This is a genomic window from Sphingobacterium cellulitidis, assembly GCF_043187465.1.
GTDB lineage: Bacteria > Bacteroidota > Bacteroidia > Sphingobacteriales > Sphingobacteriaceae > Sphingobacterium > Sphingobacterium cellulitidis.
Map to the genome: position 1 here is coordinate 2,394,618 of NZ_CP171136.1, position 12,727 is coordinate 2,407,344.

At 37.0% G+C, this 12,727-nt stretch carries 10 protein-coding genes; 3 read left to right on the forward strand and 7 right to left on the reverse strand.

The window, feature by feature from the left end; translation table 11 throughout:
• Positions 1-9 precede the first annotated feature (9 nt).
• From lysA to serC, 4 genes are all read right to left on the reverse strand, one after another.
• Positions 10-1,173: a diaminopimelate decarboxylase gene (lysA, locus tag ACF3OC_RS10655; protein ID WP_392469172.1), complete on the reverse strand. Its 1,164-nt coding sequence runs from the start codon at positions 1,171-1,173 to the stop codon at positions 10-12.
• Between the two features lie 3 nt (positions 1,174-1,176).
• The gene (locus tag ACF3OC_RS10660) at positions 1,177-2,490 is read right to left on the reverse strand and encodes an aspartate kinase (RefSeq protein ID WP_094282495.1); all 1,314 of its coding nucleotides are present in this window, start codon (positions 2,488-2,490) and stop codon (positions 1,177-1,179) included.
• 113 nt (positions 2,491-2,603) lie between these two features.
• A complete protein-coding gene (locus ACF3OC_RS10665; RefSeq protein ID WP_094256526.1) occupies positions 2,604-3,551 on the reverse strand; it encodes a D-2-hydroxyacid dehydrogenase in 948 nt (315 codons plus the stop codon).
• Between the two features lie 5 nt (positions 3,552-3,556).
• Entirely contained in the window at positions 3,557-4,624 is a 1,068-nt protein-coding gene (gene serC / locus ACF3OC_RS10670) for a 3-phosphoserine/phosphohydroxythreonine transaminase (RefSeq protein WP_392469173.1), read from the reverse strand.
• A 341-nt stretch (positions 4,625-4,965) separates the two neighbouring features.
• On the opposite strand from serC, the gene gyrA reads away from it, so the two are divergent.
• Genes gyrA through ACF3OC_RS10685 form a run of 3 tightly spaced genes read left to right on the forward strand, consistent with a single transcriptional unit; the run spans position 4,966 to position 9,820 of the window.
• Positions 4,966-7,530, forward strand: a complete 2,565-nt coding sequence (gyrA, locus tag ACF3OC_RS10675) for a DNA gyrase subunit A (protein ID WP_392469174.1) — start codon at positions 4,966-4,968, stop codon at positions 7,528-7,530.
• A complete protein-coding gene (locus ACF3OC_RS10680) occupies positions 7,493-8,626 on the forward strand; it encodes a lipopolysaccharide assembly protein LapB (protein ID WP_229678304.1) in 1,134 nt (377 codons plus the stop codon). The genes gyrA and ACF3OC_RS10680 overlap by 38 nt, the downstream gene beginning before the upstream one ends.
• An 18-nt stretch (positions 8,627-8,644) precedes the next feature.
• Entirely contained in the window at positions 8,645-9,820 is a 1,176-nt protein-coding gene (locus tag ACF3OC_RS10685; RefSeq protein ID WP_094282498.1) for a tetratricopeptide repeat protein, read from the forward strand.
• Positions 9,821-10,053: 233 nt separating this feature from the next.
• Here the strand turns inward: ACF3OC_RS10685 and ACF3OC_RS10690 are convergent, their stop codons facing one another.
• The 3 genes from ACF3OC_RS10690 to ACF3OC_RS10700 form a co-directional block, all read right to left on the reverse strand.
• Complete coding sequence (locus ACF3OC_RS10690) at positions 10,054-10,872, reverse strand: ZIP family metal transporter (protein WP_094256531.1); 819 nt, start codon at positions 10,870-10,872, stop codon at positions 10,054-10,056.
• 236 nt (positions 10,873-11,108) lie between these two features.
• Positions 11,109-11,579 carry a Dps family protein gene (locus ACF3OC_RS10695; protein WP_094256532.1) on the reverse strand — a complete coding sequence of 157 codons (471 nt, stop codon included), beginning with the start codon at positions 11,577-11,579 and terminating at the stop codon, positions 11,109-11,111.
• Between the two features lie 56 nt (positions 11,580-11,635).
• The gene (locus tag ACF3OC_RS10700) at positions 11,636-12,595 is read right to left on the reverse strand and encodes an aldo/keto reductase (RefSeq protein ID WP_392469175.1); all 960 of its coding nucleotides are present in this window, start codon (positions 12,593-12,595) and stop codon (positions 11,636-11,638) included.
• Positions 12,596-12,727: the final 132 nt, after the last annotated feature.

Here is a 12,727-nt window from a genome sequence, read left to right on the forward strand (position 1 = left end):
CTTTTAATTTTATAGATCCTCCGAGAAAACAAATCTTATTTCATCTCTCAGATTATATTTTGATGCCATTACCTCGCCATAAGCACCTGCGGTGCGGATAGCGATTAAATCACCTCTTTCAGAAACAGGAAGTGGAACTTCTTTGCCGAAGCAATCCGAACTCTCGCAAATTGGACCTACGACATCGTAATTTAACTGTTCGGCATTAGGTTCAGCCCCTAATTTCTCAATCTTATGAAAAGCTTGATACAAGGCAGGACGCATCAATTCTGTCATTCCGGCATCCAGGATTAAAAAGTTCTTCTTTACCCCACTTTTGGTGTAAAGCACTTTACTAACTAAGGTTCCTGACTGGGCAACCAATGCACGACCTAGTTCAAAATGAACCTCTTGCTGGGCATTACGCTCCAAAAATTTATCGAAAACTTCAAAATAAGCTTCAAAATCAGCATATGGATGCGTATCTGGCTCATGATAGTCTACCCCTAGCCCACCACCAACATTTAAAACCTTGATCGTCGTTCCGCGCTCCTCAAACCAATTCTTCCACTCATTCACCTTCACACATAAACTTTTGAATACGTTGATATCCGTAATTTGAGAACCTACATGGAAATGTAAGCCTAATAATTCCAGATTCTCACATTCACGCAGTACAGATGCTGCCTTCTCAAGTTCAGAATTTGGAACCCCAAATTTATTCTCATCCAAACCAGTGGTAATATAATGGTGAGTATGAGCATCTACGTTAGGATTAATACGCAATGAAACCTGAGCTTTAACTTGTTTTTTAGCCGCTAGTTCATTGATAACCAATAATTCCTGAATCGACTCCACATTGAAGGCAAAGATATTATGGTCCAATGCAAGGTTAATTTCTTTATCAGATTTACCTACTCCTGCGAATGTGATTTGCTGTGCAGGAAAGCCCGAATCAATGGACTTTTGAACCTCATTCCCACTCACACAATCCGCACCAAATCCTTTGGACTGAATCAAGCCCAATACTTTATCATTAAAATTTGCTTTTAAGGCATAATGAACATGAAAACCTCTTTTATCAGCTGCTGCTTTCGCACGATCCAAAGTCTCATTCAACAAGTCCAGGTCGTAGAAATAAAAAGGTGTTTCAAATTCTTTTAATCGGTTTAGATCAATTTGATGTATGTTCATTCTTTAAAATATTCTATTATGTAATGATCTTAATGCTTCAACTTTATGGTCAGAATCCAATAAAATGGAAACATTATAATCTGAACCTCCGTATGATACCATACGTAAAGGCAAGTGTTTTACAGCATCCAATACACGAGCTGCATAACCATGCGTATTTGCACCAAAATCCCCTACCACACAAATAATGGTTTGATTTCTATCCACACTTACATTTCCAAAGTCCTCAACTTCACGGATGATATCATCCAGATTCTTGGTATCATCAATCGTCAATGAAACTGCAACCTCAGAAGTTGTAATCATATCGATAGGAGTTTTATAGCGTTCGAAAATTTCGAAAATCTTTCTTAAGAAACCATAAGCCAATAACATTCTTGAAGAATGTATATGGATAGCTGTGATATCATCTTTCGCTGCTACCGCTCTGATCGCTCCTTTTTTACCACCATTTTTTGAAATCAAGGTTCCAAATGCTTTGGGATCCATGGTATTCAACAAACGAACCGGAACATTATATCGTTGCGCCGGAAAAACACTCTGTGGATGTAAGATTTTCGCACCAAAATAGGCTAACTCCGCTGCTTCATCAAAACTTAATTCAGCAATTGGCGTGGTATTTTTAACAATCCTTGGATCATTATTGTGCATGCCATCGATATCTGTCCAGATTTGGATTTCATCAGCTTGAATCGCGGCACCAATTAATGATGCTGTATAATCTGAGCCTCCACGACGTAAATTATCAATTTCGCCAAATGAATTTCTACAGATAAACCCTTGAGTAATAAATAAGGTGTTTTCTGGATGTTGGTTTAATATAGCTTCTAGCTTTTCTTTGATAAAAGGTACTACAGGCTCATTATCCTCATCTATTTTCATAAAATCCAATGCTGGAAGCAATACAGATGGAATGCCTTTTTCCGCAAGATACAGATGCCATAAGGTCGTAGACATTAATTCACCTTGCGCCAATATGATTTTTTCTTCTGTCGGAGTAAATAAATCATTGGACAATGATGCTATTATATTAAAATGGTAATCAATCAATTCCTTACCCTGCTTAAATCCATTCTCAGTGCTGAAGAGGTCCTTGATTAAAGCTTCGTACTTATTCTTATGATCCTTGATCAATTCCTTGGCTTCATCCTTCTTACCATTCAAGTAAGCTTTAGAGATTTCAACCAATGCATTTGTTGTTCCAGCCACTGCTGAAAGGACAACGATCTGACGCTCTGCGGGATTAACGATATCCAATAAACTCTGGATACGCTCAGCACTTCCTACGGATGTTCCACCGAATTTTAGAATTTTCATGTTTCTTTTAACTATATGTTTTTACGAGGGGGTGAATATAAGTCTTTTAACAAAAAAAAGCGGCACAAATGCAAATAAAAGCTTTTGTGCCGCATATATTTTATGCGGAAGAACTACTTCTTCAAGTTTTCTATCAACAATTGGGCTAGTTCTTCACCAATTCGCTCTTGTGCTTCATTTGTCGCTGCTCCAATATGTGGAGTTAAGGAAATCTTAGGATGTCCTAAAATCTCGGCTCTTGGAGTTGGCTCATCATCATAAACATCTAATCCGGCAAATCCAACCTTGCCTGAATTTAATGCTTCAACTAATCCTAACTCATCAATTACTCCACCTCGGGACGCGTTTACTAATCCTACTCCATCTTTTAATAATGCGAATTCTTCTTTACCAATTACTGGCTTATCCGTAAATGGAACATGTAATGAAATAAAGTCTGATTTTGCAAAAATTGTCGCTATATCTACCTGTTCTACAGGAACATTCACTGATACATCTCCAGAAAAATTTAATGTCAATGAACTAGGTCCTTCGAAAAGGTCCGAATAGATAACCGTCATCCCCAATCCTAAACCAATTTTCGCAGTCTCACGGCCAATACGGCCAAAGCCAACTACACCTAATACTTTTCCTTGCAATTCTGAACCAGCAGCATATGCCTTCTTCAAACCAGCAAATTTGGTATTCCCTTCTACTGGCATTTTACGGTTTGAATCATATAAGAATCTTACACCATTCAACAAATGTGCAAATACCAATTCAGCAACAGAATGTGATGATGCCGCCGGTGTGTTGACTACAGCAACACCTTTGGATCTCGCATAATCCACGTCGATATTATCCATTCCTACTCCGCCTCTACCTATTACTTTGATATTAGGACAAGCATCAATTAATGGTTGACGCAATTTGGTAGCACTACGTACTGTAACAGCATCGTATTCATTCAACCTATTGATTAATTCATCTTGCGGAATATGCTCTGTATCAACTACAAAACCAGCATCTTCCAATATTTTTTTACCGATAGGATCAATCCCATCGTTTGCTAAAATTCTCATGTTAATTATTTCTTACTTTCTTCAAACTCTCTCATCGTATCTACCAAAGCATTAATTGAACTAATGCTCAAAGCATTGTAAATAGATGCTCTAAATCCACCAACTGAACGGTGACCTTTGATCCCAATTAAATTACGCTCTTTTGCTAATGCCAGGAATTCAGCTTCCAATTCTGGATTGTCCATTACAAAAGTAACATTCATTCTCGAGCGGTCTTCCAGAGCTGCTGTACCCTTAAAGAATGGGTTACGGTCAATCTCATCGTATAATGTACGCGCTTTGATGATATTCTCTTGTTCAATTACTGAAATCCCACCTTTGTCTTTTAACCAACGTAGGTTTAACATAGATACATAAATTGAGAATACTGGTGGTGTATTATACATGGAACCCGCTTTCGCATGGGCTTCATAATCAAAAATCGTTGGCAATGTACGTCCTGATTTACCAAGGATTTCATCTTTAACGATAACCAAGGTTACCCCAGCAGGACCCATGTTTTTTTGAGCACCAGCATAGATTAAATCAAATTCTGAAACATCAATCGTTCTACTTAATATATCGGAAGACATATCTACCACGGTTGGAACTGAGGTATTTGGTTTATCAAACACTTCTGTACCATAGATTGTATTGTTCGAGGTATAGTGAAAATAGCTCGAATCTGCAGGAATGGAATAACCTTTAGGAATATAGGAGTAGTTTTGATCACTCGAGGACGCAACAATCTGAACCTGTCCTACCTTTTTAGCTTCCTTAGCAGCTTTGGTCGCCCAAACGCCAGTATCTAAATAAGAAGCTGTACCATTCTCAGGCAATAAATTCATTGGAACCATCGCAAATTGCTGGCTCGCACCTCCTTGAAGAAATAATATCGAATATCCCGCAGGAACATTCAATAACTCACGAACCAATTTCTCAGTCTCGATGATTACTGCTTCAAATTCTTTGGAACGGTGCGAAATTTCCAATATAGATAAACCTGTACCATTAAAGTCAATTACCGCCTTTGAAGCTTCTTCAAAAACCTCTTTAGGTAAAATACATGGGCCTGCACCGAAATTATGTTTCATTACTGTAGCTTAATTTGTTAAAAATTAGGAGGTTAACGATTAATCAATCGTTTGACCTAAAATAGAATGCCCAAAGGTAAAATATTTTTAAAATTTTTTAAAACAAATTCCATATTTGTTTAAAATATCTTAAATTATTATGACATTTAATATCATATTACCATTTATCCTCCATAGATGTTTAAACATAAAACTTCTTGAAAAATATTAACAAATTGCTTCCATTGTGGATATCTTTAATGAAGAAACACGTACCAAAAACCTAAAAAATTGTGTATCTTCGCCTGTTACGTGTCTTTTATAGATATGACAATTATTATATTGATTGAAACCAAAATATAATGGCTGAAGAAACAGAAAACGAAAACAATTTAGTTCCTGCCGAAAACAGGATTATCCCCATTAATATCGAAGACCAAATGAAGTCCGCGTACATCGATTATTCGATGTCGGTAATCGTTTCGCGTGCTCTACCTGATGCGCGTGATGGTCTGAAACCAGTACACCGTCGTGTATTGTATGGTATGTTAGACCTTGGGGTAACGAGTGGAAAACCTTATAAAAAATCTGCTCGTATTGTTGGAGATGTACTCGGTAAGTATCACCCGCATGGGGACTCATCCGTTTATGACACCATGGTTCGTATGGCCCAGCATTGGTCTATGCGCTATCCCCTAGTCGATGGACAAGGTAACTATGGATCTATCGATGGTGACCCACCAGCAGCAATGCGTTATACGGAAGCTAGACTCCGTAAAATTACTGAGGAAATGTTGGCGGACATTAACAAAGACACCGTTGATTTCCAATTAAACTTTGACGACTCCCTTGAAGAACCAACCGTACTTCCAACCAGAATTCCAAACTTACTTGTAAATGGAGCTTCTGGGATTGCTGTAGGTATGGCAACAAATATGGCTCCTCATAACTTAACTGAAGTTATTGATGGTACCATCGCTTATATCGATAACCGCGATATCGAAATTTCAGAGTTAATGACCTATGTCAAAGGACCAGACTTCCCTACAGGAGGTTTGATCTATGGTTATAATGGTGTTAAAGAAGCTTTTGAAACCGGTCGTGGTCGAATCGTGATGCGTGGTAAAGCGGAAATCGAAACTACTAAATCTGGTAAAGAGATTATTATCGTAACGGAAATCCCTTATCAAGTGAATAAATCGGATATGATCAAAAGAACTGCCGATTTAGTTCAAGAAAAGAAAATTGAAGGTATCTCTGAAATTAGAGATGAATCTTCTAAGGATATCCGTATCGTCTATGAAATAAAACGTGATGCAAATGCAAATGTGGTTTTAAATAACCTTTATAAGCATACAGCATTACAAACATCCTTCTCAGTAAACAACATCGCTCTAGTTAAGGGTAGACCACAAATGATGAACTTAAAGGATATGATCCATGAGTTCGTTGAACACAGACATGATGTGGTAATCCGTAGAACTAAGTTCGAACTTGCTGAAGCTGAAAAAAGAGCCCATATCCTGGAAGGTTATTTGATCGCTCTAGATCACTTGGATGAGGTTATCAAATTGATTCGTAATTCAGATACTCCAGAAGATGCTCGTGTTGGCTTAATGGAGCGTTTCGCACTTTCTGATATCCAAGCTCGTGCAATCCTAGATATGACCCTAAGAAGGTTGACAGGACTGGAACGTGATAAGATTAAGGAAGAATATGCTGAACTTATGAAAACGATCGAGTATTTGAAAGAAGTTCTTGCTGACGAATCCCTACGCTTCAAAATCATCAAAGATGAATTAGTTGAAGTAAAAGAAAAATATGGTGATGAAAGACGCTCTCATATCGTACATTCTGCTGAAGATTTACGTATGGAAGACTTCATCGATGACGAGGAAGTTGTGATTACAATTTCTCATAATAGTTATGTAAAACGTACTCCATTAACAGAGTACCGTGTTCAAGGACGTGGTGGTAAAGGTGCAATTGGATCTACTACCCGTGATGAAGACTTTACTGAACATATTATCACGGCATCCGCTCACAACTACCTATTATTATTTACGGAAGCAGGTCGTTGTTTCTGGTTGAGAGCATTTGAAATTCCTGAAGGTAGCCGTACTTCTAAAGGACGTGCATTACAGAATATCATCAATATTCCTAAGGATGAAAAAATCAAGGCATATATTAAGGTCACAAACCTTAAAGATCAAGAATACCTTGAAAATAATTTCATCATTATGTGTACTAAGAAAGGTACCATTAAGAAAACTTCACTTGAAGCGTACTCTAGACCAAGAGCAAACGGTATCAACGCGATTAACATTAATGAAGGTGACCAACTTTTAGAAGCTACATTAACTAATGGTTCAAGTGAAATTGTCATGGCTCTACGCTCCGGACGTGCCATCCGATTCAATGAATCTACCGTTAGACCGATGGGAAGAACTGCAACAGGTGTTCGTGGTATCACCCTTGCAAGTGAAAAAGATGAGGTTGTTGGCATGATTAGTGTTAATAATCAAGAAACAACTGTATTGGTAGTTTCTGAAAAAGGATACGGTAAACGTACTGATATCGATGATTACAGAATTACGAATCGCGGTGGTAAAGGAGTAAAAACAATTAACGTTACGGACAAGACCGGTGAATTGGTAGCTATTAAAGGTGTTACTGATGAAAACGACTTAATGATTATCAATAAATCAGGAATTGTTATCCGTATCGGAGTTGAAAGCTTACGTGTGATGGGTCGTGCTACTCAAGGTGTGAAATTAATCACCCTGAAAGATACCGACGAAATCGCATCAGTAACCAAAGTGGAAAGACAAGAGGACGAAGAGGAATTAGACGTTGAAGGTGCTGAAGGAGCAGAAAACTCAACAGACAATGAATCAGCTAACACGGAGAATGAAGAACAAGAATAGATTTATTTCAGGTGCTTTAGGAGCATTTTTACTATTGGGTACCCAGGCTGCCAATGCGCAATCTGCCTACAAAGAGGCTAGTAATGCCTTTGCGCTATATACTCAAACCGGTAATATTGCTAATTTAGATAATGCCAGAAAACAAATTGACAATATCTATAAAACTAAACGCGACTCATCTAAAACTAAAGTCAATGTCCTTAGAGCAATGGTATTGAGTTCCTTAGCCTATGCTGACTCTACTCGTACCATTAAACTAAACGCCGACCCTATTGATTTGACTTATCAAACAATGGGAAAGATTGACAAAAAAGATCAACCTGGATATGCAGGTGAATTGAAATATGTCAATCAAAATTTAGCAGCTGCATTAATCTATCGTGCTAATAAGTTCTTGGAAGCTAAGAAATTTGACGAAGCCTACACTGACTTTAGCCGGGTAAATGAACTGGATGCTAAAAGTGGCGATGTCACTTATAACCTTGCTTTGTTAGCAACTAAAGCTGGAAAAACCGAGGATGCAATTAAATATTATAACATAATCCATGAATCTGGAAATATGACTGCCCAGCAGTTTATTGAATTGGCAAATATCTACGACCAACTGGATGAGAAACAAAAAGCTCTAACCACATTGGAAGAAGGTAGAACCAAATTCCCAGAAGATAAAGGCTTGTTATTCTTATTAATTGAAAAATACGCTAAGAGTAATGCCTACGATGCTATCGTTCCAATTATTGAACAAGCAATTAAATTGGAACCTGAAAACATCGAATTAAATTACCTTGCGGGGTATGCTAATGAGAATGCTAATAATTTGGAAATTGCCAAATCTTATTACGAAAAGGTATTGGAGTTGGATCCAAATAATTACGAATCAAACTTGGCCCTTGGCTTAATAAACTTAAACAAGTTTTTAAAAGATACCGAAGATCAGGAATCGCAATACAATGCGCAGAATTATTTGTTGAAAGCAAATGAAATCAAGCCTTATGAAATCAATGCGTTGAAATCATTGGCTTTATTTTATCAAAAAACAGATGATGACACCCAATTGGATCGGGTTAATCTTTTATTAAACCAACTTTCAAATTAAACAAACAATAAAATAGATATGAATTTTAGAAAATCGATATTATTTGTAGGATTGCTTTTTGCAACCAGTTCTACTGCCCTATTTGCACAGTCGGGCAATGTAAAGAAAGCAAAAGCAGCTATTGTTAAATACGAAGAATTAAAAGCTGCTGGTTCTGCTGAATTAGGTAAATCTAACCTTACTGCAGCTCAAGAAGCTATTGATGCCGCTGTAGTTCATGACAAAACTAAAGATGATCCTGAAGCTTGGACTTATTATGCATTGGTGTACTCAAACCTTGCAAATTTGAATAAAAGTGCTGAAGATGCGACCAAAGCAAAAGATGCTATTGCTAAAGCTACGGAACTTGATAAAGATAAAAAGCATGCTGACAACATCTTAGTAGCTGGACAAACACTTGGTCAATTCAAATTTAACGAAGGTGTTGCTGCTTGGGATAAACAAGATTATAAAACTGCATATGCAGATTTCTCAGATGCATTAACTTACCTTCCTGGTGATACTACCCTAACCTTCTATTCAGGTCTTGCGGCAGTACAAAACAAGGAGTATGATAAAGCAATTGAGAAATACAAAGAATTAGTTCCAATTAAGGAATACTCTAGCCATAAAACAATTTTGGTAGACCTTCCTAAATTGTACCTTCAAAAAGGTGATACAGCATCTGCAATTACTGCAGCAGCTGAAGCTGTAGCAGCTTATCCAAATGATAATGATGCTGTTGTTCAAAACATCGAATTGAACTTAATCACTGGTAATGAAGCAAAAATCGTTTCTGATATCGAATCTCAAGTTGCAAAAGATCCTCAAAATAAAAGCTTACACTATTATTTAGGCTTAGCTTATGGTGCTGCTGGTGATACTGAAAAATCCCTAGCTTCTTACCAAAAAGCTCTAGAAATCGACCCTAATTACCTTGAAGCAAACACAAATGCTGCAGTGGTAATCATGAACGGTGGCCGTGAGGAACTAATGAAACTTAATGAAGACAAATCAATTCCTACTACTGAATACAATAAAAGAGTTGAAGGAATCAAAGGAAAAATTGCTCAAGCAGTTCCATACCTTGAGAAATCAGTTGAGCTAGATCCTAAAAACGTAGACGCGTTAAGAAATCTAAAAAATTATTACGATTTCATGAACGACGAAGCTAAATCAGCTGAAATTCAAGCAAAAATTGAAGCTTTAAACTAAGCTATACTCATAAAAAAAATGAAGGGATGAACTTTTGGTTCATCCCTTCATTTTTTTTATGAGTATTTAGTAGTTAGTATTTAGTATTTAGATTTCCTAAATAGTTTGATAATACGGCTTACTGAATGTTTTGACGATACAGTCTCACTTAAGATTTTATTGAGTCAATACTAATAAACTATCCTTATCAGCCATAGGTCTAAATACTAAATACTATATACTAAATACTATTATCAGCCTAACGCGACGTCTAGCACCATCATGACCACAAAGCCTAGGATAAATCCAAGGATAGGAATATCAGAGTGTTCTTCTTGTTGTGTTTCGGGGATTACTTCTTCAATTACTACGAATATCATTGCACCTGCGGCGAATGAAAGGGCATAAGGAAGGATTGGCATAAAGAACCCGACAGCGAATGCTCCTAGCACCGCAAAAACAGGTTCTACGATTGCAGATAATTGACCATATTGAAAACTTTTCCATCTGGACAATCCCATTCGACGAAGTGGCATTGATACGGCAATTCCCTCTGGGAAGTTTTGTAATCCTATACCCATTGCCAACAAAACAGCACCGGTGATACTGGCTTCAGGAACATCTAATGCTGCGCCACCAAAGAGAACCCCAACCGCCAAACCTTCAGGAATATTATGTAAAGCGATAGCAATAGTTAATAAAGTAGTTCTATGTAAGGACGATTTTGGTCCTTCTGTTTTTAAGAAATTCAAGTGCAGGTGGGGCATCAATTTATCTAAACCAAAAATAAAAAGTGCTCCTAGAATAAAACCAATTGCGGAAGGCATCACTTTGGAAAACCCTTCGCCAGAACTCATTTCAATGGCTGGTGAAAGTAAAGACCAGAAACTGGCCGCAACCATGACCCCTCCAGTAAATCCCAGCATGCCATTCAATAACTTTTTATTGACTCCTTTGAAAAGAAAAACGCCGGCAGCACCTAATGCAGTTACTCCCCAAGTGAATAATCCAGCGAACAAAGCCGCAACGACAGCATTCTGTTTTCCAAGAAACTCTACTAATTCATCTATCATTTGATCCAGTGCAGAATAATTTGCTGAAAATAAGTATTCTAATTTAGATTCTAATAAAATAATACGCTTAATTGTACATCTGTCGATGTTTTTAGGTAATGTAGAAAATAGATTCAATTAAATATTGAGGGAATTTGAAAAAGTTATTTTCAATTGCTCCCATTCCTGATATTAAATAGGTTTCCATAAAAAAAGGAGCTGATTTACAGCTCCTTTCTTATCAAATATGTAATTTTTTATCTTAGATGCGATCTCAACATCCAAGCAGTTTTTTCATGTTTTTCTAATAATCCAACGAGGAAATCCTCAGTTCCAGCATCATTATGTTCTTCTGCTAGTTTAATGTCTTCTCTCAATGAGATAATTAAACTCTCGTAATCATTCAACAACTCAGCGATAAATCCCTGACTATCATTCTTTTTATATTTCATTTCAGTCAGTTGCGTCAATTCCAAGAATTCCTTCATGGTACCTACTGCATAATGACCAATCGCACGAACTCTTTCCGCTACCTCATCGATAATTTCAGCCAATTCTGAATAAAGTTCTTCAAAAAATATATGTTGCGCGTGAAAATCCGGACCTTCAATATTCCAGTGTGCATTACGAACCTTTGTATAAAGCACATTCTCATCTGCCAAAAGCTTATTTAATAATCCTGCTACAACTTTTGTGTCCTGTTCTTTAATTCCTATATCAGTTTTCATATTCCTATTTATTTAAAATGTTAATGTAATTTCTTGCCAATTTGTTTTATTTATTTTTAATATCGGCTAGCTGTATTCAATTTTTCCAAAGCTTCGTCACCTAATCTCAATTGCAAAGCAGAAACAAAACCTTGTAAATGACTTTCTTTTGTCGCACTGGCTATGGGAGCCGTAATATTAGGTTGAGCTATTAACCACGCTAATGCAACTGAGGCTGCTGAAGTTCGGTATGCCGAAGCCACATCATTCAATGCTGCAACAATACGTTGCCCTCTTTCATTCCAATATCTTTTTTCAATACCTTCTCCCCTTTTGGATTTCGAAAAATCATCATCAGTCAAATACTTCCCTGATAAAAATCCACTCGCCAAAGAATAATATGGAATAACGGCTAGACCATATTGTTGAACCGTTTCCGCATATTCAGTTTCATATTTCTCCCGATCATACAAGTTATATTCAGGTTGAAGGGAGATATATTTCGGTAATCCTAATCTACTTGATGTGTCCAAACTTTCCAATAAACGATCTGTTTTGATATTGGATGCTCCAATGTATCGAACCTTTCCTTCTTTTATCAAATCCTCATAAGCTCTTAAGGTTTCCTCCACTGGGGTATCTAAATCATCGTAATGGGTTTGATATAAATCAATATACTCTGTTTGCAATCGATTTAAGGAAAGTTCAACCTGCTCCTTTATATAGTCTGCCTTGGTATTGGTTTTACTGTCATAACCAAACCTTCCAGCAACTTTAGTCATCAAGACAACTTTTTCCCGGTTATTTCTCTCTTTCAGCCAATTTCCAATAATAGTTTCTGACTCACCACCCTTATTGCCGGGCACCCAGTGAGAATAATTGTTGGCTGTATCAATTGCATTGAAACCCAGATCCATAAATTGATCTAAAATTTCAAAGGATTGTTTTTCATCCAAGGTCCAACCAAAAACATTTCCCCCAAAAATTAAGGGTACTATTTCTAAATCAGACTCTCCAAATTTTACGATTTTATCCATTTAAGCACGAATTTTTAGTATTAACAATTTACTCATTATTTAGCAGATAAAGGCCTTTTTCAAGCTTTATATTGTCATAAAAAAGTCGATATATCATACCGCATTACCTTACAATTCGTACTTTTGTTCTTT